This is a genomic window from Enterobacter cloacae complex sp. P14RS, from assembly GCF_014895895.1.
Classification (GTDB): Bacteria; Pseudomonadota; Gammaproteobacteria; order Enterobacterales; family Enterobacteriaceae; genus Enterobacter; species Enterobacter bugandensis.
Genome location: NZ_JADBQM010000014.1, coordinates 99,413 through 120,600 on the forward strand (window position 1 = coordinate 99,413; position 21,188 = coordinate 120,600).

The following is a 21,188-nucleotide window of genomic DNA, read 5'->3' on the forward strand; positions in this document are numbered from 1 at the left end:
TTCTGAACCCGGGCGCTGCGCGAAACATCATTCGCCGCAGCCCTTACCAACGAGAGAGCGCTATGTACTTCTACCAACCGTCTCAGGGGCATGGCCTGCCGCATGACCCGCTGAACGCCATTGTCGGCCCCCGTCCGATTGGCTGGATCTCCTCTTGCGACCAGGCCGGTCAGCTCAACCTTGCGCCGTATAGCTTCTTCAACTGCTTTAACTATCGCCCGCCGATCATTGGCTTTTCCAGCAACGGCTGGAAGGACAGCGTGCGTAATATTGTTGAAACAAAGGAGTTTGTCTGGAATCTGGCAACGCGCGATCTTGCGGAAGCGATGAATCAGACCTCTGCCATGCTGCCTCACGACCAGGACGAATTTACCTTTTCCGGATTAACGCCTGCAGCAAGCCAGCTGGTGAGCGCCCCCCGCGTGGCGGAAAGCCCGGTCAACTTTGAGTGCCGCCTGTCTCAGTGCATTCAGCTTACCGGCGCCGACGGTACGCCGGTGGATACCTGGCTGGTGCTGGGAGAAGTGGTCGGGATCCATATTGCCGAAACGCTGCTGGAAGAGGGGATATACCAGACGGCGAAAGCGCAGCCCATCCTGCGTGCGGGTGGGCCGACGGCTTACTATGGCATCAGTGACGAACACCGGTTTGACATGGTGCGACCGGTGGTGGGCGATCAGTAACCGGCCTTATCAATGACAAATTGTTTTCCGCAGTTGCCTGGATGCGGCTGCGGGGCAAAGGATGTCGCAGAAAGCGGGGCGTTAATGGTGTCTGCTTTGAGTGAAATTTGCATCTCGGTCAGATACGCCGGATTACCGTTGCAGGTCAGCTTGAAGGCTTTTATATTTTCCTTGCCCCAGGTTTTGGCAACGGCGTTGTCAAAATCACTCCGGCTGACGGTTTTACCGTAATTTTCCGCAAGGAAATGACCGACGGCGCTGTTTTTCACTTCCTGATTCATTCTCACCATGGTGCCGAAATAGGCATCGGGATCAAAACCAAAGCAGACGCCATGTTTGGCATATTCGTAACGTTCCAGACAGGAGTTTCCACCCGCGCCCGGCATGACCTCGTTCAGCTTAGCCGCGCCGGAAAGCGACAGCCCGGTTTCGGCTGCTGCGCATTTGCGGCTGGCCTTCACTTCCGGCATATTCGGGATAGGGCGCGTGGCGCAGCCAAACCGCATCCATCGACGTTCATCCACGCCGCGTGCGGCAATGGATTTCGGCAGGCCGGGCCATAGCCCGTGAACGGTCAGAAAATCGGTTTTATTGTCGCGCTCTTTTTGCAGACGACATTCATCCGGTTCATTGCGGTTACGCTCGACCATGCTTTGACAAAATCCCGTTTGCCAGGATAAAGCCAGCACATAGCGATCGAAATCGCCGTACTGCGTGGCCTTGAGGGGTTCGGCCTGTGCTGAGAAGAGACTGAGTGCAAGCGCTACTGCGCCAGACGGGATAACGATATCCTTCCTGAACATGTGATTTCCTGATTGGTTGTGCGCAATTCATTTTTGTGGGTTATTAAAGCACAAAAAGCGCCCGCAGGCGCTTTTAGGTAATCAGGAATTTCACTTAGGCGGCGCCGGGAACCAGCACTTCGGTAGCAATAATGACGATGATCAGCCCAACCAGCACCGGCACTGACGTGCGTTTCACCACTTCAAACGGCGAGATTTTGGCCATCCCGGCAACCGCCACCACCACGCCTGAGACAGGCGAGATGGTACGACCCAGGTTTGAGGCCTGGAGCATGGGAATGGAAAGATAAGCCGGGTTGATACCGGACGAGTGAGCCAGCTTAGGGATCATCTCAACGAAGGCGTAAAATGGCGCATTCCCGGAACCGGTGGTCATTGCTGCCAGCATGGTCAGTACCACCAGAACCAGCATCAGGATAATACTGGCCGAGCCAAACGAGGTGGCGATGGAGATCAGGCTCTGGATAAAGCCGATCGTGCTCAGACCCTGGGCAAAGACACCTGCTGCAACCAACAGCATCACCACGCCAGCAAACGCATCTGCCATACCGCGATACGCGACCTCAAGGCCGGAGAAGACTTTTTGGGTGTTGAAACCGCGAACGAACTCCAGCACAGCGGCTAACAGCATACAGATAACCAGGATAGTAATAATGTGCAGCTGCGGGCCCCATTTCCCGTCAAAAATGAGCACGCCGATAATTGGCGTGAACGGCAAAATGGCATAGAACGCCGGCGCTGTGGTGGTGATTTCGCTTACATCCATCATTTCATGGCTGATGTTCTCTTTCTTATCGAGATAGCGCTGCCAGAAGAAATGCGCGATACCCATTCCCACAATGGCGACAATCGAGATCGGCAGCGTGGTTTTAAAGGCGAAGTCGATAAGCGACATTTCGGCTGCTTTCGCCGCCAGCACAACGTCTCCTGACGTCGGGGAGAGAATAATGGCCGCCGGGGAGGCGCAAATTGCCGCCGCTGCCCCACGGCTGATGCCCACGTTCACCATCACCGGGAACAGCGTGGCCATTAACAGTACGCCAAGCCCGGTTGCCGATGAAACGGCCAGCGACATCAGGCAGGCGAGGAAATAGGCGGCAACCATCAACAGATACGGCGAGTTAATGTACTGCAGGGGTTTCGAGGCAAGCTTCACAACCATGTCGTTCGCGCCGATATGGGTCATATAGGCTGCAAAACCGCACAGCATCATGATCATCATACCCAGATCGCCACCGCGGCTCATGAGCAGGATTTTAATATATTCAACAATATCCGTGGCGGTGTAGCCCGTGCTGGCTGCGCTGGCAGGTAAAACCTGATGACCCATTACTGCGCTGATTATCAGCAGCGTTAAACCACCGACAAATAAAACGCCCGTGGCTGAGTATCCTTTAATGATGTAGCGAGCTACACCCACAATGACGACGACCCCAATTAGGAGTTCGATAAACGTAAGCATGATTTCCCCTGTGTCTTTCTGCCCTGAGATATAAAAAATTAATATAAAAAAAGAAGGATGAAAATGTGCCGAATTAATGGCCCGCCCTTGCTGATTAAAATCAATAAACAGACGACTAACGAACAGCATAACAGCGTTTTTGCCATGGCTAAGGCATTTATGTCATAAGGATCTTGACCGGCAATGACAGCGTAACATGTCTATGTAATGATAACAAAATGTTAAACTTTTGTGTGGTCTGGCCTGTTAGTACTGGAGACCGTTAACAGACATTAGGCGTACATGATGTGGGTTTATTCGGGATAAGCAGAACGCCGCTTTAAGAATATTCCCGAAAAGCGGCCTGATATTTAAGAGTAGGGGTGATGCCGTTAAGGCTTGGTTCAATTATTCTATGTTAAACTTTGCCTCGAATATCAAGAATGGTAATTGCATTGTGATTGTACGTAATACTTTTTTCTCTATTTTATTGTTTATTATTGGTCAGTTAACGTTTTCTTCTGTTGCACAGGCAGAGAACAACGCGACGGATAAAGGCTGGTACTCTACTTTTACGGATAATGTTTCGCAGACCTGGTCAGCGCCTGAACATTATGATCTCTATGTCCCGGCAATAACGTGGCATGCGCGCTTTGCTTACGACAAAGAGAAAACGGATAAATACAACGAGCGTCCCTGGGGAGCGGGTTTTGGTCAGTCGCGCTGGGATGAAAAAGGAAACTGGCATGGCATCTATCTGATGGCCTTCAAAGACTCCTTTAACAAGTGGGAACCGATTGGCGGCTACGGCTGGGAAAAAACCTGGCGCCCGCTGGCGGATGAGAACTTCCACGTTGGTCTGGGCTATACCGCCGGGGTGACCGCGCGCGACAACTGGAAGTACATTCCGATCCCCGTATTGCTGCCTCTGGCCTCTGTTGGTTACGGCCCTGCAACGTTCCAGATGACCTACATTCCGGGAACGTATAACAACGGTAACGTTTACTTCGCCTGGATGCGTTTTCAGTTTTAACTGACAAAACATTACCTGGTGGTGAAAAAACGTGCAGCCGTTGATTCGTAAGCGATAAAAATCTGTCAGTGAAAATTAACGCGACTTTAGTCACTTTTTGTCAAAGATCCGCTGGACAAAAGGTCCCACAATTGATGTACTGGTAACCGACACAGCATTTGTGTCGTTTTTTAATGTAAAGGTAATTTTGATGTCTAAGATTAAAGGTAACGTTAAGTGGTTTAATGAGTCCAAAGGATTCGGTTTCATTACTCCTGAAGATGGCAGCAAAGACGTGTTCGTACACTTCTCTGCAATCCAGTCTAATGGTTTCAAAACTCTGGCTGAAGGTCAGCGTGTAGAGTTCGAAATCACTAACGGTGCCAAAGGCCCTTCTGCTGCTAACGTAATCGCTCTGTAATTCAGACGCGTCAGCAAGAATTTCAAAACCCGCTCATTGAGCGGGTTTTTTTCGTTATGAATCAGCCAAGCAGGTAAATTTTCAGGAAGCTGGCCACGATCAGTACGCTCAACAACACCATGCCTGCGCTCATCAGACTCTGTTTCATTTGTCACCCTCGTTCAGTATTGCCTTCAGAGTGACAGAGAAAAATTAAGCCAACATTAACGCTCCGGCAGTTAATGCGTGCTTACAGAGGAAAAAAGCCAAAATGCGATCCCCGTCATCGCGAAAGATCCGATCATGTTGATCGCGATATTCACCAGCGCCCAGCCGATACGTCCTTCCTGAAAGAGAAAAACCGTTTCCGCGGAAAAGGTTGAAAAGGTGGTCAAACCGCCGCAGAAGCCGGTGGTAATCAAGACTTTCCACATAGGATCGATGTGCGTCATCCGGTTAAACCAGGCCAGCCCCATACCAATAATAAAAGCACCAATCAGGTTGGCGGCCAGCGTTCCTAATGGAATCGCCTGGTGCAGGGGATTAAACCGCATACTCAGTAACCACCTCGCAACGCTCCCCGTGCCTCCACCAATAAAAACAGCTAAAAGGAGTTGTAACACGCTAAATACCTGCTATTTGATGTGTAAGAGTAGCGAGTTTAACGCTGTTTATAATGAGGGGACAAATATGTATGTTGCGGTAGGGCAGTTTGCGGTCACGCCTGATTGGCGGGTTAACGCAGTGCAGTGCGTTAACCTGATGATACAGGCCCGACAGAAAGGCGCGTCGCTGCTGGTGCTTCCTGAGGCGTTGCTGGCAAGGGATGATAACGACCCGGATTTGTCCGTGAAGTCCGCACAGGCCCTTGACGGCGAATTTTTACAACAGCTGCTCGCCCAGAGCGTAGGCAGAACGATGACCACCGTCTTAACCGTGCACGTTCCCTCAACGCCGGGTCGCGCAGTGAATACGCTGGTGGCTATCCGTGACGGTGCCATTGTTGCGCGCTACGCCAAGCTTCATCTCTATGATGCGTTCAGCATCCAGGAGTCGCGACGCGTTGATCCGGGAGATGTCGTCCCACCGCTCATTGATATCGACGGGTTTAAGGTGGGGTTGATGACCTGCTATGACCTGCGGTTCCCGGAGCTGGCGGTGCATCTGGCGCTGCAGGGGGCGGAGGTGCTGGTATTGCCCGCCGCATGGGTTAAGGGGCCGCTAAAAGAGCAACACTGGGCTACGCTGCTTGCGGCACGCGCGCTGGACACGACCTGTTATGTTGTTGCCGCCGGGGAGTGCGGCAATAAAAACATCGGGCAGAGCAGGGTGGTTGATCCCCTGGGAGTGACGATTGCCGCCGCAGCAGAAGCGCCGGTTCTGCTGATGGCGGAGATAATTTTAGAAAGAGTTGCGCTTGCGCGTCAGCAATTACCTGTTCTTCGCAACCGTCGCTTTGCGCCACCGCAATTATTGTGATGTTTTTTTCAACAATGCTTGATTCACCTTGTTACAGATTGCTATTGTGTGCACGCGCCAAATGACCGTTAATACGATCGGGTTTTGGCGCTGAATGCAGCCTGTTTTAAGTAAAGAAGGTATCTATGGGTGAGATTAGTATTACCAAACTGCTGGTGGTTGCCGCACTGGTCGTCCTGCTGTTTGGTACCAAGAAGTTACGCACGCTGGGTGGTGACCTGGGGGCTGCCATCAAAGGCTTCAAGAAAGCGATGAACGACGATGACGCAGCCGCGAAGAAAAGCGCTGATGACATCCCGGCAGAGAAGCTTTCCCACAAAGAGTAACGGCAATGCCTGAGGGCTTGCGAAAAAAAACCGGCTCATGAGGCCGGTTTTTTTGCATTACTGTAAATGAATATTACGGTGTTATTTGACTTCTTCGCCTTTCGCCTGCATATCCGCATGGTAAGAAGAACGAACAAACGGACCACAAGCCGCGTGGGTAAAGCCCATCGCCAGCGCTTCGGCTTTCATCTCGTCAAATTCATCCGGGCTCACGTAGCGCTGTACCGGCAGGTGGTGACGGCTTGGCTGCAGATACTGGCCGAGCGTCAACATGGTCACACCGTGGCGGCGCAGATCGCGCATGACGTCGATGATTTCGTCATTGGTTTCACCCAGACCAACCATCAGACCTGACTTGGTCGGGATATGCGGATGTGCTTCTTTAAAGCGCTCCAGCAGCTTCAGAGACCAGTTATAGTCGGCTCCCGGACGCACCTGACGGTAAAGACGCGGAACGTTCTCCAGGTTGTGGTTAAACACATCTGGCGGCGTCGCGGTCAGGATATCCAGCGCGCGGTCCATACGGCCGCGGAAGTCAGGAACCAGCGTTTCGATTTTGATGTTCGGGCTTTTTTCGCGAATGGCAGTAATGCAGTCAGCGAAGTGCTGAGCACCGCCATCACGCAGATCGTCGCGGTCAACGGAGGTGATAACCACATAACGCAGCGCCATGTCGGCGATGGTTTGCGCCAGTTTTTGCGGCTCGTTGGCATCGGGGGCCACCGGGCGGCCATGCGCCACGTCGCAGAATGGGCAGCGGCGGGTACAGATGGCACCCAGAATCATAAACGTCGCGGTGCCGTGATTGAAACATTCAGCAAGGTTCGGGCAAGAGGCTTCTTCACAAACAGAGTGAAGGCCATTCTTACGCATCGCCGCTTTGATCCCCTGGATACGCGAAGAGTCTGCCGGAAGTTTGATTTTCATCCATTCCGGTTTTCTTAACAGCGCCTCGCGCTCTGTAGCCACGTTTTTAACCGGGATAAGGGCCATTTTATCGGCATCGCGGTATTTTACACCGCGTTCCATCACAATGGGTTTACTCATAGCGTGCGTGTTCCAGTTGCGAATATCGAAGGAAAGCGTTTCAATTCAAGGGAATGTTGTATTTATCAACTATTTTTGAACGAACGACAGGTAGTATATCATTTATAGGGGCGTTAAAGCAGCCTGCCAGGTCGCCAATTTGTAAAATAGTTGTTGTTTTGTGCCTTTTGCCCTGCGAGCGGCAGGGACGTGTACGGGTACGCTCTGTCAGAAGGCCTGACGGATAATGCGGATGACGTTTTCCAGTACCGGATCGCGCAAGCTGAGCTTGTTGTAATGCAGTGAAATCTCGATAGATTCTGCATTGAGCTGGCTAAGCGGAATACTCTCCAGCGGCCAGCATTTCCGCAGCAGGTTATACAGGCGTGAAGGCATGATGCACAGCATATCGCTGCTGCCAATCAGGGATGCGGTGGTGAACATATTGTAACTGCTGAAACTGATCTGACGTTCCGGGAAAATTTCGTCAATACGCTGACGCAGAGCGTGGTTAGACTGTCCTTCGGTCATGAAAGACGAGTGGTCGTAGTTGCGCAGGTTTTCAATGGATAACGGCTCGCTGAGGACGGGGTGCTGCTTGCGGCAAATCAGCACCAGGTTATCCGCGTAAAGCACATTTTGCCCCAGCGCTCGGGCGCTAAAGCTGCCGCTGTCGATGACCAGGTCCGTCTGGAACTGAGCAAGCTGAACGTCAGGTTCGTTAAGAGGCACATTGCGAAGCAGAAGCTGAGGCGCATGCTCTTTCACGGCCTGGAAGATCGCGGGCATCACCAGCACGCCGACAGAAGGGGAGCAGCCGATGGTGATGGTTCTCTGTTTGTCATAGCTTCCGGTTAAATCCAGCGCACCCAGAATCGACTCCAGCCCCTGGCTGATGTATTCGTGGAGATGTGTCGCATAGGCCGTTGGCGTGACGCCCTGGCCCTTACGGATAAATAAGGGGTCGGGAAATATAGCCCGTAGCTTTTGAATTGACTGACTTATTGCCGATGGCGTGAGATTAAGAATTTTCGCAGCATTAACGATACCCTTATGGACATATACTGCCTCAAAAATAGTCAGTAAATTGAGATCAATATTACGTAAAGTCCGAAAAATTTGCGGCTTATCTTCGCCACCAGGGTCATTCAGGCGTTTGGCTGGTAAATTATTATACTCCACGCTTTCACTCCGTATACATTCACAACATGAATGATAGTTCAATTTATTTATTATGCTTGTAGAGATTCGTAAAGTGTTGCTTTTGTTCCACTTGTTTATCAAAAACAAACAGTTGTGTGATTATCACTCAAGTTACTTAGCCTGTGTATGCCGTGCTGTCCGGAGGCTAAATAATATGTAAGGGCAATATTCGGGCGCTTCGAAAATATAGAATCTGCGGATTATTGTAAAGCGTAAAAGCGGTAAATAAACAGTGGCCCGTCAAATTATCGAGCCATTCTGGATGATATATTAAGCAGGGATATATTCGTGTGGGGGATTGTTAAGTAGCGCTAACACATTCTTCAGAAGCACGGGACGTATATTTTCTGGCGTAGCGGTATCGACCCACTGGCGCATTTGCGTCATTTCCATGCCGGCGTAGCCGCAGGGGTTTATGCGCTGGAAAGGCGTAAGATCCATATTAATATTCAATGCCAGACCGTGGAAGGAACAACCTTTACGAATACGTAGCCCCAGAGAGCAGATCTTCATTTCGCCAACGTAGACACCCGGCGCATCGGCACGCGGATGCGCGTCAATACCATACTCCGCCAGCGTGTTGACGACGGTCTGTTCCAGTAACGTCACCAGCTCACGTACGCCAAGCTTTCTGCGCTTCAGATTAAGCAGGACGTACATGACCTGCTGACCCGGACCGTGGTAAGTCACCTGTCCGCCACGATCGCTCTGGATCACCGGGATATCGCCCGTCATTAATAAGTGTTCCGCTTTTCCCGCCTGGCCCTGCGTAAATACCGGCAGATGTTCGACCAGCCAAATCTCATCAGGGGTTGTGTCATCGCGTGAATCGGTGAACTCGTGCATAGCCTGAGAGACAGACTCATAAGGTTGCAGCCCGAGATGACGGACCAGAATTTTATCCTGATACAAAACGCGTCTCCGAAGACGAGAAACAAAAGATGAGGGGGAGTATATCACAGCGGGGAAGAGGGGTTACCCGGCAAACCGGGTAACCGCAAAGGGACTACAGCACCATACGAACGATTTCGATATTGCCGAGCTCTTCGTACAGCGTCTCAACCTGCTCGATATGTGTGGCAGTGATGGTAATAGAAACCGAGTGGTAGTTGCCCTTGCTGCTTGGTTTTACTGACGGAGAGTAGTCACCCGGCGCATGGCGCTGTACCACTTCAACCACCTGATCAACCAGCTCAGGTTTCGCCAGACCCATTACTTTGTAGGTAAACGGGGTAGGGAATTCAAGCAGTTCGTTAAGTTTGGTTTTCATGTCAGCTCCGGCGTAACGTCAAAAAGAATAACTCCCACGTCAGGTGGGAGTTATCAGGATACTTAGTATATGGGGATCAAAATCACACTTTCAAGTGTTCGATTTTTAGCCAAACCAGTGATGGAACATCAATTTAATGTAATCAATGATTTTGCCGAAGAAATTGCCTTCAGGAATTTCTTCCAATACCACGAGTGGACGCTGGTCGATGGTTTTACCGTCCAGCTGGAAGTTGATGGTACCCACCACCTGGTTTTTCTGCAGCGGGGCATGCAGTTCGGTGGTGTTGAGCACATAGCTTGCTTTCAGATCCTTCATACGACCGCGTGGAATGGTCAGGTAGAGGTCTTTATCCACGCCCAGAGAAGCACGATCGTTATCGCCGAACCAGACGGGTTCAGAAGCAAATTCTTTGCCTGCTTTCAGCGGGTTCACGGTTTCGAAGAAACGGAAGCCCCAGGTCAGCAGCTTCTTACTTTCGGTTTCGCGACCTTTAAAGGTGCGACCGCCCATCACGGCAGAGATCAGGCGCATCTGGCCTTCAGTGGCAGAGGCCACCAGGTTGTAACCGGCTTTGTCGGTGTGGCCGGTTTTGATGCCGTCAACGTTCAGGCTGTTATCCCACAGCAGGCCGTTACGGTTGGTCTGACGAATGCCGTTGAAGGTGAACTCTTTCTCTTTGTAGATAGAGTACTCGTTAGGTACGTCGCGGATCAGCGCCTGACCGATCAGCGCCATATCACGCGCGGAGCTGTACTGACCGTCTGCATCGAGACCGTGTACGGTCTGGAAGTGGCTGTTCTTCAGACCCAGGGCATTTACGTAGCTGTTCATCAGGCCCACGAACGCATCCTGACTACCGGCGGCGAAATCGGCCATGGCCACGCAGGCATCGTTACCGGACTGCAGGTTAATGCCACGAATTAACTGAGAAACCGGAACCTGCATTCCCGGTTTCAGGAACATCAGCGAGGAACCTTTGAAAACCGGGTTCCCGGTAGCCCACGCATCGTTGCCGATGGTGACCAGGTCCGTCTCTTTAAACTTACCGGCTTTCATTGCCTGGCCGATGACGTAGCTGGTCATCATTTTGGTCAGGCTGGCCGGATCACGGCGGGCATCGGCATTCTGTTCTGCCAGCACTTTGCCAGAGTTGTAATCGATCAGGATGTAGGATTCCGCGTCGATTTGCGGAACGCCAGGGATCATTGTCTTGATATTCAGGTCATCAGCATGAGCTGCAGAGAGTGCAGCCGCGCAAAGGGCCGTGGTCAGCGCCATGCGCTGCACAAAACGAGCAGAAAAAGTGGTCTTCATGGTCAGAACTACGACATCCGTGATGGAATTAAAAAAGTGCCTTACTATAGCAAATGCTATTCAGGCAGGCATCCGACTTTAAGCATGAGTTTGTGAATGTGTTTTACACAAACTGACATTTCGGATACCGCCGATTAATTACTTCGTAACAGCGATAAAGGACTGCAGCTGTGCCTCGCTCTGCAAACGCTGCTGCAGGGATGCCGCCTGCGACTTGCTGGCAAACGGCCCCATCTGAATACGCCAGACCGCGCCGTTTTGCTCAACGCGTCCTGGCACGCCAAACTGCTGGCTTAGACGCTGCTGATACTGCTGGGCACGGGCCCGATCGCTCACTGCGCCCACCTGGACGACAAAGCCGCCGCTGGCTGCTGCGGGAGCGGCAACGGCTGCGCTCTGGGTCGTGACCGGAGCCGTTACCGGGGCAGGCTGCTGCACGACGGGGGCGGCAACAGGGGCTGGCGTCGGCTCACTGCTCTCCAGCACGCCCGAGGCTAAGTTCGTTGGTGCGCCAAGGAAGCCGCTGCTTTTTACCGGTGCGCCAGTGGCATCATCGCTTTGCAGGGTGTCATTGCTGATTGGGCGTATTTCTCCCGCCGGCTGAGAAGGCTCTGCCGGCGAGGAGACGCTTCCCATGCCGCCGTCCAGATTTGGGCGGTCGGGGAGGGCATAGGTCTGTTTCGCCACCGTGGTACACGCGGTTCCCGGCCCGGAGAGCGAACCATCCTGCGCCACGATAATTGGGTCAATGCGAACTTTGGTGTTGTTCGAGGTATTCAGGCGATCGGCAGACGCGCGGGACAGGGAAATCACCCGGTCATTACCGTACGGGCCGCGGTCGTTAATACGCACGACGATCATACGGCCGTTCGCCAGGTTGGTGATACGGGCGTAGCTAGGGATAGGTAGCGTCGGGTGCGCCGCAGTCAGCTGCATTGGGTCAAATGTTTCACCCGTTGCCGTCAGGTTACTGCCCGGCTCAGCATCATAAATGGCGGCAAAGCCAGCCTGGCTAAAGCGGGACGGATCCTGCACAATTTTGTAGCTTTTGCCGTCGCGCTCGTAATCCTGATTCGCGCTGGCATTCAGCGGTTCATAAACGGGATCGGCACCGCTAATTTCAACGATTGGGCCATTACACACCGCAGGCTGCGGCGGCGCGACGGTTGCCTGTTGCTGACCATCATCACTTGTACAGGCCGCAAGTAAACTTGCCGCAATGCAGATACCCAGCCACTGCTTACGCATTCCGATCCCCTTATTTTTATACGCTTTTTGACAACATTTTTCTGTGGGTGTGGATCGACATCACGATACCAAACCCGGCCATCAACACGATCAGTGCCGAGCCTCCGTAACTCACCAGCGGCAGCGGTACGCCTACCACCGGCAGAATACCACTCACCATACCAATATTTACGAAGACATAAACGAATAAAATCAACATCAGTCCGCCTGCCATGACGCGGCCGAAGGTGGTCTGCGCGCGAGCCGCAATCCACAAACCTCGCATGATGAGCAGCACGTAGAGCGCCAGCAGGATCAGGATGCCAACCAGTCCCAGCTCTTCCGCCAGTACCGCAAAGATAAAGTCGGTGTGGCGCTCCGGTAAAAACTCCAGCTGCGACTGGGTACCGTGCAGCCAGCCTTTTCCGCGCAGGCCGCCGGAGCCAATCGCAATCTTGGACTGAATAATATGATAGCCCGCACCGAGCGGATCGGTTTCCGGATCGAGAAGCATCATGACGCGCTGGCGCTGGTAGTCATGCATCAGGAAGAACCACAGGATAGGGATAAACGCTGCAACCAGCACTACCGCGATACCAATCAGACGCCAGCTTAAGCCCGACAGGAACAGGACAAACAGGCCGGAGAGGGCGATAAGGATCGAGGTGCCGAGGTCAGGCTGCGCCGCAACCAGCAGTGTCGGCAGGAATATCAGCACCAGGGCGATAGCGGTATTTTTCAGCGACGGCGGACAGACGTCGCGGTTGATAAAGCGCGCCACCATCAGCGGGACTGCGATTTTGGCAATCTCCGAGGGCTGAAAACGAACAATGCCCAGATCCAGCCAGCGCTGTGCCCCTTTTGAGATGGCACCGAACGCATCTACCGCCACCAGCAAAATAATACAGAAAATGTAGAGATACGGCGCCCAGCCTTCATAGACGCGCGGCGGGATCTGCGCCATCACCACCATAATGACCAGACCCATCGCGATCTGGCCGATCTTGCGTTCCATCATGCCGATGTCCTGGCCGCTGGCGCTCCAGATAACCAGGGCGCTGTAAACCAGCAGGGCCAGCAGGATCAGCAGCATGGCTGGGTCGATGTGAATTTTATCCCACAGCGATTTTTTATTTGGATTATCCGTCATGATTATTGGTCCTCCGCCGCAGCGGCGGCCGGATTTTCAGCCGGCAGTTCGGTGTTGTTATCACCCAGCATAATGTGGTCCAGGATCTGGCGCATGATGGTCCCTACCGCCGGGCCAGCGCCGCCGTTCTCCAGAATCATTGCCACCGCCACCTGCGGGTTATCATAAGGGGCAAACGCCGTCATCAGCTTATGGTCACGCAGACGTTCGGCAATGCGGTGTGCGTTATAGGTTTCATTGGCTTTCAGGCCAAAGACCTGCGCCGTACCGGATTTCGCGGCCACTTTATATGGCGTACCGGCGAAATACTTGTGCGCGGTTCCGTTTGGACGGTTTGCCACACCGTACATACCGTCTTTCGCTATTTCCCAGAAGCCGGAATGGATGTCGCCTACCGGCGCTTCATGGGGCTGCACCCACGGCACTTTTTTGCCATCTTCAACGGTGCTTTGCAGCAGATGCGGAACTTTCACCACGCCGTCGTTAATGAGGATCATCATCGCTTTGTTCATCTGAAGCGGGGTGGCCGTCCAGTAACCCTGGCCGATACCCACCGGTATGGTATCACCCTGATACCACGGCTTCTTGAAGCGCTTTAGTTTCCACTCGCGGGTTGGCATGTTGCCTGACCGTTCCTCAGCCAGATCCACGCCGGTGTAATGTCCGTAGCCGAATTTGCTCATCCATTCTGACAGGCGGTCAATGCCCATGTCATACGCCACCTGATAGAAGAAGGTATCCGCAGATTCTTCCAGAGATTTCGTAACGTTCAGATGGCCGTGGCCCCATTTCTTCCAGTCGCGATAGCGTTTTTCAGAGCCCGGTAGCTGCCACCAGCCCGGGTCAAACAGGCTGGTATTGCGGTTGATGACGCCCGCGCTCAGCGCCGAGACCGCCACGTACGGTTTAACCGTTGATGCCGGCGGGTAAACGCCTTGCGTGGCGCGGTTCACCAGCGGGGTGTTAGGGTCATTCAGCAGGCCGGAATAGTCTTTGCTGGAGATGCCGTCAACAAAGAGGTTCGGGTCATAGCTTGGCATAGAAACCATCGCCAGAATGCCGCCGGTGCGCGGGTCGGTGACCACCACGGCGGCGCGGCTGCCCGCCAGCAGGGTTTCAATATACTGCTGCAGTTTGAGATCGAGCGTCAGATAGACGTCGTGCCCCGCCTGAGGCGGCACTTCTTTAAGCTGGCGGATGACGCGACCACGGTTGTTGACCTCAACTTCTTCATAGCCGGTCTGCCCGTGCAGGACATCTTCGTAGTAGCGTTCAATCCCCAGCTTGCCGATATCGTGCGTCGCGGCGTAGTTCGCCAGCTTGCCGTCTTTATCGAGGCGCTCGACGTCTTTATCGTTAATCTTGGAAACGTAGCCAATCACATGCGTCAGCGCGGATCCGTAAGGATAGTAGCGACGCTTGTAACCCTTCACTTCCACACCGGGGAAGCGGTACTGGTTCACCGCAAAACGGGCGACCTGGACTTCCGTCAGATTGGTTTTAACCGGAATGGAGGTGAAACGGTGAGAGCGGGCGCGCTCTTTTTTGAAGGCCGCGATATCATCATCGTTAAGATCGACAACGCTCCTTAGCGCTTCCAGCGTATTCTGCACGTTATCGACCTTCTCCGGCATCATCTCGACTTGATAGATGGTGCGGTTTAACGCCAGAGGGGTGCCGTTACGGTCGTAGATAATGCCGCGGCTGGGGGCGATAGGCACCAGCTTAATGCGGTTTTCGTTAGAACGCGTCTGGTAATCGGTAAAGCGGACAATTTGCAGATTATAAAGGTTGGCGATCAGCACGCCGGTAAGCAGCAAAATCCCCGTAAAGGCGACCAGCGCCCGGCGCACAAACAGCGCGGACTCAGCCGTATAGTCGCGAAAAGAATTCTGTAGTTTCATCCGCTGCTTAATCTACCCTGGTCAGTCATTACTCGCGGTGATAGGGGTGGTTGGTAGTAATGCTCCACGCGCGATACAAGCTTTCCGCCACCAGGACCCGCACGAGCGGGTGGGGCAGCGTCAGCGCAGAGAGAGACCAACTTTGTTCTGCTGCCGCTTTGCAGGCGGGGGATAACCCTTCAGGTCCGCCAATCAACAGACTGACGTCGCGGCCATCCTGCTTCCAGCGCTCCAGTTCATGCGCCAGCTGCGGCGTATCCCAGGGTTTACCTGGAATATCAAGGGTGACGATGCGGTTCTTGCCTGCGGCAGCAAGCATCAGTTCACCCTCTTTGTCGAGAATACGTTTGATATCCGCGTTCTTACCGCGCTTACCGGCGGGGATCTCCACCAGTTCGAACGGCATGTCTTTGGGAAAACGACGCAGATATTCAGTAAAACCGGTTTGTACCCAGTCCGGCATTTTGGTGCCGACGGCGACCAGCTGCAACTTCACGCATTAACCCCAGAGTTTTTCCAGCTCATACAGGCGACGGCTCTCTTCCTGCATGACGTGGACAATCACATCGCCGAGGTCAACAACCACCCAGTCAGCGGTCGCTTCACCTTCAACGCCAAGCGGTAAGAGTCCTGCTGCGCGCGATTCCTGAACCACATGGTCGGCAATCGAAACAACATGACGCGTAGAGGTACCGGTGCAGATAATCATGCAGTCGGTAATACTGGATTTACCCTTAACGTCGATAGCGATGATGTCCTGACCTTTCAGGTCATCAATTTTGTCGATAACAAAATCCTGGAGTGCTTTACCCTGCAAGTTTTCCCCCTGGGTGAATGAGATTGTACAACTATGAATTCGTGGCCAGACAGTATACCTGAACTGACGCCCCTGTCGGGACAAATGTCACCGTCCGGGCTTTTGAAGGCGGGTATCATCCCACCCTCCGCCTGAGATTGCATCGCCATTTTTGTAAAACAATTTCTGTAAAGCAACGATCGGCGGGAAAGTCTGGCAGCGGAGGATAACAGTATGGCTTAACCTGTCAAGGCAGGATAATCAATATGCTGCTTTTTATGCCCTCCGGCTATTTATCTGCGGTTTTCTGATACAACCCGTGCGTATGAATATACGCCAGCACCGGGGCAGGTAGCAGATCGTCACAGGCTAAACCCTGCTGTAAACGTTCGCGAATAACGGTCGCAGAGATGTCGAACCACGGCGTCTCCGCCAGATAAATCTTCCCGGCGGGCTGGTTGTGAAGATCTTCAACGTTATCGGTGAGATGGTCTTCAAGCCACTGCTGATATTGCGCTTCGCGCATGGTCAGCGGGTAGCCCGGACGGCGGCAGACGAGCAGGTGGCTGTTCCCCAGAATGGTTTCATACTTGTGCCACGTGGGGAAGTTGAGCAGGGAGTCCTGACCGATGATAAAGGCGAGCGGCTGGTCAGGCCCTTGCTCGTCCCGCCACTCCTGCAGCGTTTGCGACGTCCACGAGGGGGTGTCGCGACGCAATTCCCGTTCATCCAGCCTGAAGAGCGGCTTATCCGCGATAGCCAGAGCGAGCATCTCTTTGCGCTGCTCGCTGGTTGCTTCAGGCTGGGGGCGGTGCGGCGGTACATTATTGGGCATGATGGTAACGCGCTGCAGGCCGATCAGATTTGCCAGAATTTCTACCGGCTTCAGATGCCCGTAGTGTACCGGGTCAAAGGTGCCGCCATACAGGGCCTGTAAAGAGTGCATACTATCCATCAATAAATACGTCAGCCAGCGCCTTGTGGCAAAGCAGCAGGGAAAGGCTTTCCAGCTCCGCCCACACCGACTGGCCGTAATCTTGTTTTAGGGTGAGCTCGGCGCGCATCAGAAGCTGCACCGCCTGGCGCAGCTGTTCATGGCTCAGGCGGTTGATGGCTTCGGTGGTCATTGCCCGCCGGTTTTGCCACACCCGGTGTTTATCAAACAGGGAGCGTAACGGCGTATGGGCCGACTGGCGCTTGAGCGTTATCAGCAGCAACAGTTCGCGCTGCAGCGTGCGCAGCAGGATGACGGGTTCACTGCCCTCCAGGCGCAGCTGCTGGAGAATATGCAGGGCGCGTTTGCTTTTCGCCGACAACAGAGCATCCACCCAGTGGAACGGCGTGAAGTGTGCGGCATCGTTAACGGCCTGCTCAACGCGCGGTAAGGTCAGCTTGCCGTCCGGCCAGAGCAGGGAGAGCCTGTCCAGCGCCTGTGCCAGGGCCAGCAGGTTGCCTTCATAGCAGTAGCAGAGCAGTTGGTTCGCCGCATCGTCCAGTTGAAGGTTGTGCTGCTTCGCTCTCGCGGCGACCCATTTAGGCAGGTGCACCTGCTCAGGCGTCTGGCAGGTGACCAGCACTGCGTGGGTCGCGAGCTGGGTGAACCATGCCGCGTTTTCCTGCGCTTTGGTGAGCTTGCTGCCGCGCACAATTAACAGCAGATCGCTGTGTAACAGACTCACCAGCGTGGCGAGTTGCTCATTGATGGCCGCGTTAGGGCCGTTCTCCGGCAGCAGGATCTGGATTGTCTGGCGCGACGCAAAAAGGCTCATCGCCTGACAGAGTGAGAAGAGGGCGTTCCAGTCGGTGGCGTTATCCACCTGAACGGTATGGTGTTCATCAAAGCCCTGAGCCGCGGCCGCATGCCGCACGGCATCCAGGCTTTCCTGAAGTAGTAACGGGTCGTTTCCGAGCAGCAGATACGCCGCGCGCAGCCCTTCATTGAGCTGCGCGCGGAGTTGTTCAGGATACAGCCTGATCATCATTTACCCAAAGAGGTAGAAACAGGAGGCGTACTGGCATCCGGTTTTTCAATAATGTCAGAGCCTTCTCGGTTAGACGCTGCAATACCCGGCAGTTTGCGGATCAGCTGTTCCGCCGCCTTGTCGTACATTTCGTTGATGATAATCTGCTGTTCGGCATCTTTTGCCAGCGCGGTTTGCGGGTTATCAAAGAACGAACGATACACTTTTGCGCTGATCGGATAGATGTCTTTACCCGGGATCAGTACAGCCGCGTTGACCGACAGCACCATCTGATATTCAGCCGTGCGGCCGTCCTGGAAGATGGACGCCGTATCCTGGCCCAGCGTCATTCCCAGTACGCGCAGAGACGGTACATCCTGGCGCAGCGTAGCTTTCTCAACAAGCTCAACGCCGTTCAGGCGCAGCTGATTACGAATGGCCCGGCTGAGCGGTCCGTTTGGATCCCCGGAATCAAAGATCATTGTTTTCATCTCAGCAGGCACCGCCGTGGTATTGCGCAGGTGCCAGCCACAGCCAGCGGTGACAAGCACCGCCAGAGATAAGAGTATTGTTGCCAGTTGTCGCACGTTTCCTCCCGCGCTTAGCCAACGACCAGATTGAGCAGTTTACCCGGTACGTAGATCGCTTTACGTAAGGTAACGCCCTCAAGATATTTCGCAACCAGAGGTTCCTGGCCCGCGCGCTCGCGAACCTGATCTTCAGTTGCATCGACCGCCACGGTAATTTTACCACGGACTTTGCCGTTGACCTGGACCACCACCAGCGTGGTGTTTTCCACCATCGCTGCTTCGTCAGCCACCGGCCACGGCGCGTTGTCGATATCGCCTTCGCCTTTCAGCTCCTGCCACAGGGTGAAGCTGACGTGTGGCGTGAACGGGTTAAGCATGCGAACCACGGCCAGCAGCGCTTCACGCATGATGGCACGATCCTGCTCGCCGTCCTGCGGGGCTTTCGCCAGCTTGTTCATCAGTTCCATAATAGCCGCAATTGCGGTATTGAAGGTCTGACGACGACCAATATCATCGGTCACTTTCGCGATCGTTTTATGAACATCACGACGCAGCGCCTGCTGATCTTCGCTCAGCGCAGCGGCGTTCAGTGCCGGAGCATCACCCTGTGCGGTATGTTCGTACACCAGCTTCCAGACGCGTTTCAGGAAGCGGTTCGCGCCTTCTACGCCGGATTCCTGCCACTCAAGGGTCATATCAGCCGGAGAAGCAAACATCATGAACAGACGTACGGTGTCCGCGCCGTAACGCTCAACCATCACCTGCGGGTCGATACCGTTGTTTTTAGACTTGGACATCTTGCTCATGCCGGTATAAACCAGTTCATGGCCTTCAGCGTCTGTCGCCTTCACGATACGGCCTTTCTCGTCGCGCTCAACGATCGCATCAACCGGAGAAACCCAGTTACGCTCTCCGTTCGCGCCAACGTAGTAGAAGGCGTCTGCCAGCACCATACCCTGGCACAGCAGCTGTTTAGCGGGCTCGTCAGAGTTCACCATGCCGGCATCGCGCATCAGCTTATGGAAAAAGCGGAAGTAGAGCAGGTGCATGATGGCGTGTTCGATACCACCAATATAGATATCTACCGGCAGCCAGTAGTTGGCGGCGTCAGAATCCAGCATGCCTTCTTTGTACTGCGGGCAGGTGTAGCGCGCGTAGTACCAGGAGGACTCCATAAAGGTATCGAAGGTGTCGGTTTCACGCAGCGCAGGCTGGCCGTTGACGGTGGTTTTGGCCCACTCAGGATCGGCTTTGATCGGGCTGGTGATGCCGTCCATAACCACGTCTTCCGGCAGGATCACGGGCAGCTGATCTTCAGGCGTTGGCATGACGGTGCCGTCTTCCAGGGTCACCATTGGAATTGGCGCACCCCAGTAACGCTGACGGGAGACGCCCCAGTCGCGCAGACGGAAGTTCACTTTACGCTCGCCCACGCCCAGTGAGGCCAGCTTATCGGCGATGGCGTTGAAGCCCTCTTCGAAGCTGAGGCCGCTGAACTCACCGGAGTTGAAGAGGGTGCCTTTTTCGGTCAACGCCTGCTCGGACAGGTCAGGTTCAGAACCATCGGCGGCCAGAATAACGGCTTTAATCGGCAGGTTGTATTTGGTGGCAAACTCGTAGTCGCGCTGATCGTGGCCCGGAACGGCCATGACAGCACCTGTACCGTACTCCATCAGAACGAAGTTTGCTGCCCAGACCGGGATCGCTTCGCCCGTCAGCGGGTGCTTAGCATAGAAGCCCGTCGCAACGCCTTTTTTCTCCATCGTCGCCATGTCGGCTTCGGCCACTTTCGTGTTGCGGCATTCGTCGATGAAGGTCGCTAGTTCCGGGTTGTTCTCTGCCGCTTTCTGCGCCAGCGGGTGACCTGCGGCCACGGCCAGATAGGTCGCACCCATGAAGGTGTCCGGACGGGTGGTGTAGACGGTCAGGGTCTGGTCGTAGTTCTCAACGTTGAAGGTAATTTCCACGCCTTCGGAACGGCCGATCCAGTTGCGCTGCATGGTCTTAACGGTGTCAGGCCAGTGATCCAGTGTATCCAGATCGTTCAGCAGTTCGTCAGCGTAAGCGGTGATTTTGATAAACCACTGCGGGATCTCTTTACGCTCAACTTTGGTGTCGCAGCGCCAGCAGCAGCCGTCGATAACCTGCTCGTTCGCCAGAACGGTCTGGTCATTCGGGCACCAGTTAACGGCAGAGGTCTTTTTGTACACCAGGCCTTTTTTGTACAGCTCGGTGAAGAACTTCTGCTCCCAGCGGTAGTATTCCGGGGTACAGGTCGCCAGCTCGCGGCTCCAGTCATAGCCGAAGCCCAGCATTTTGAGCTGGTTTTTCATGTACGCGATGTTGTCGTACGTCCACGGTGCCGGAGCGGTATTGTTTTTTACCGCTGCGCCTTCTGCAGGCAGGCCGAACGCATCCCAGCCGATTGGCTGCAGAACGTTTTTGCCCAGCATGCGCTGGTAACGGGCGATCACATCACCGATGGTGTAGTTACGCACGTGGCCCATGTGTAGTCGACCAGAAGGATAGGGAAGCATCGACAGGCAGTAATACTTCTCTTTGCTCTCGTCTTCGGTTACTTCAAAGGTGCGCTTCTCGTCCCAGTGTTGCTGGACTTTTGATTCTATCTCTTCCGGGCGGTATTGCTCTTGCATGGCAGC

22 protein-coding genes are annotated in these 21,188 nt (G+C 54.1%); 5 read left to right on the plus strand and 17 right to left on the minus strand.

Annotated elements, in window-relative coordinates; translation table 11 throughout:
• Positions 1–62: 62 nt before the first annotated feature.
• The gene (locus IM295_RS13035; RefSeq protein WP_045261019.1) at positions 63–683 is read left to right on the plus strand and encodes a flavin reductase family protein; all 621 of its coding nucleotides are present in this window, start codon (positions 63–65) and stop codon (positions 681–683) included.
• On the opposite strand, the gene rna is transcribed toward IM295_RS13035, so the two are convergent.
• Together rna and dcuC are read right to left on the minus strand one after the other, a co-directional pair.
• The gene (gene rna, locus IM295_RS13040) at positions 677–1,486 is read right to left on the minus strand and encodes a ribonuclease I (RefSeq protein ID WP_193066793.1); all 810 of its coding nucleotides are present in this window, start codon (positions 1,484–1,486) and stop codon (positions 677–679) included. The two genes, IM295_RS13035 and rna, sit on opposite strands and share 7 nt — an antisense overlap.
• Before the next feature lie 94 nt (positions 1,487–1,580).
• Positions 1,581–2,948, minus strand: a complete 1,368-nt coding sequence (gene dcuC, locus IM295_RS13045) for an anaerobic C4-dicarboxylate transporter DcuC (RefSeq protein ID WP_028012328.1) — start codon at positions 2,946–2,948, stop codon at positions 1,581–1,583.
• 394 nt (positions 2,949–3,342) lie between these two features.
• Here dcuC and pagP point away from each other — a divergent pair, with 394 nt between their 5' ends.
• A complete protein-coding gene (gene pagP / locus IM295_RS13050; RefSeq protein WP_193066794.1) occupies positions 3,343–3,960 on the plus strand; it encodes a lipid IV(A) palmitoyltransferase PagP in 618 nt (205 codons plus the stop codon).
• Positions 3,961–4,150: 190 nt separating this feature from the next.
• On the plus strand, positions 4,151–4,360 hold the full coding sequence (gene cspE, locus IM295_RS13055; protein WP_002439184.1) for a transcription antiterminator/RNA stability regulator CspE: 210 nt from the start codon (positions 4,151–4,153) through the stop codon (positions 4,358–4,360).
• A gap of 218 nt (positions 4,361–4,578) precedes the next feature.
• On the opposite strand, the gene crcB is transcribed toward cspE, so the two are convergent.
• Positions 4,579–4,962: a fluoride efflux transporter CrcB gene (crcB, locus tag IM295_RS13060; RefSeq protein WP_041910922.1), complete on the minus strand. Its 384-nt coding sequence runs from the start codon at positions 4,960–4,962 to the stop codon at positions 4,579–4,581.
• A gap of 67 nt (positions 4,963–5,029) precedes the next feature.
• On the opposite strand from crcB, the gene IM295_RS13065 reads away from it, so the two are divergent.
• Entirely contained in the window at positions 5,030–5,818 is a 789-nt protein-coding gene (locus IM295_RS13065) for a deaminated glutathione amidase (protein WP_193066795.1), read from the plus strand.
• Positions 5,819–5,943: 125 nt separating this feature from the next.
• Positions 5,944–6,144, plus strand: coding sequence for a twin-arginine translocase subunit TatE (gene tatE, locus IM295_RS13070; RefSeq protein ID WP_028012332.1), 201 nt, complete (start codon positions 5,944–5,946; stop codon positions 6,142–6,144).
• An 81-nt stretch (positions 6,145–6,225) separates the two neighbouring features.
• On the opposite strand, the gene lipA is transcribed toward tatE, so the two are convergent.
• The 14 genes from lipA to leuS form a co-directional block, all read right to left on the minus strand.
• On the minus strand, positions 6,226–7,191 hold the full coding sequence (gene lipA, locus IM295_RS13075; protein ID WP_028012333.1) for a lipoyl synthase: 966 nt from the start codon (positions 7,189–7,191) through the stop codon (positions 6,226–6,228).
• Between the two features lie 207 nt (positions 7,192–7,398).
• Positions 7,399–8,352, minus strand: coding sequence for a YbeF family transcriptional regulator (locus IM295_RS13080; RefSeq protein WP_193066796.1), 954 nt, complete (start codon positions 8,350–8,352; stop codon positions 7,399–7,401).
• 291 nt (positions 8,353–8,643) lie between these two features.
• Positions 8,644–9,285, minus strand: coding sequence for a lipoyl(octanoyl) transferase LipB (gene lipB, locus IM295_RS13085; RefSeq protein ID WP_193066797.1), 642 nt, complete (start codon positions 9,283–9,285; stop codon positions 8,644–8,646).
• A 94-nt stretch (positions 9,286–9,379) separates the two neighbouring features.
• The gene (gene ybeD / locus IM295_RS13090) at positions 9,380–9,643 is read right to left on the minus strand and encodes a DUF493 family protein YbeD (RefSeq protein WP_003858718.1); all 264 of its coding nucleotides are present in this window, start codon (positions 9,641–9,643) and stop codon (positions 9,380–9,382) included.
• 105 nt (positions 9,644–9,748) lie between these two features.
• The gene (dacA, locus tag IM295_RS13095) at positions 9,749–10,960 is read right to left on the minus strand and encodes a D-alanyl-D-alanine carboxypeptidase DacA (protein WP_045261014.1); all 1,212 of its coding nucleotides are present in this window, start codon (positions 10,958–10,960) and stop codon (positions 9,749–9,751) included.
• A gap of 138 nt (positions 10,961–11,098) precedes the next feature.
• A complete protein-coding gene (gene rlpA / locus IM295_RS13100) occupies positions 11,099–12,208 on the minus strand; it encodes an endolytic peptidoglycan transglycosylase RlpA (RefSeq protein WP_150143066.1) in 1,110 nt (369 codons plus the stop codon).
• Positions 12,209–12,224: 16 nt separating this feature from the next.
• Positions 12,225–13,337, minus strand: a complete 1,113-nt coding sequence (gene mrdB, locus IM295_RS13105; protein ID WP_042715186.1) for a peptidoglycan glycosyltransferase MrdB — start codon at positions 13,335–13,337, stop codon at positions 12,225–12,227.
• Between the two features lie 2 nt (positions 13,338–13,339).
• On the minus strand, positions 13,340–15,241 hold the full coding sequence (mrdA, locus tag IM295_RS13110) for a peptidoglycan DD-transpeptidase MrdA (RefSeq protein ID WP_028012338.1): 1,902 nt from the start codon (positions 15,239–15,241) through the stop codon (positions 13,340–13,342).
• A gap of 28 nt (positions 15,242–15,269) precedes the next feature.
• Positions 15,270–15,737, minus strand: coding sequence for a 23S rRNA (pseudouridine(1915)-N(3))-methyltransferase RlmH (gene rlmH / locus IM295_RS13115; protein ID WP_003858701.1), 468 nt, complete (start codon positions 15,735–15,737; stop codon positions 15,270–15,272).
• 3 nt (positions 15,738–15,740) lie between these two features.
• On the minus strand, positions 15,741–16,058 hold the full coding sequence (gene rsfS / locus IM295_RS13120; protein WP_003858696.1) for a ribosome silencing factor: 318 nt from the start codon (positions 16,056–16,058) through the stop codon (positions 15,741–15,743).
• A gap of 268 nt (positions 16,059–16,326) precedes the next feature.
• Entirely contained in the window at positions 16,327–16,992 is a 666-nt protein-coding gene (gene nadD, locus IM295_RS13125; RefSeq protein ID WP_193066798.1) for a nicotinate-nucleotide adenylyltransferase, read from the minus strand.
• The gene (gene holA / locus IM295_RS13130) at positions 16,985–18,016 is read right to left on the minus strand and encodes a DNA polymerase III subunit delta (RefSeq protein WP_193066815.1); all 1,032 of its coding nucleotides are present in this window, start codon (positions 18,014–18,016) and stop codon (positions 16,985–16,987) included. Before holA ends, nadD begins: the two co-directional genes overlap by 8 nt.
• The gene (gene lptE / locus IM295_RS13135) at positions 18,016–18,585 is read right to left on the minus strand and encodes an LPS assembly lipoprotein LptE (RefSeq protein WP_193066799.1); all 570 of its coding nucleotides are present in this window, start codon (positions 18,583–18,585) and stop codon (positions 18,016–18,018) included. Before lptE ends, holA begins: the two co-directional genes overlap by 1 nt.
• 14 nt (positions 18,586–18,599) lie before the next feature.
• Entirely contained in the window at positions 18,600–21,182 is a 2,583-nt protein-coding gene (leuS, locus tag IM295_RS13140) for a leucine--tRNA ligase (protein ID WP_048338851.1), read from the minus strand.
• Positions 21,183–21,188 lie beyond the last annotated feature (6 nt).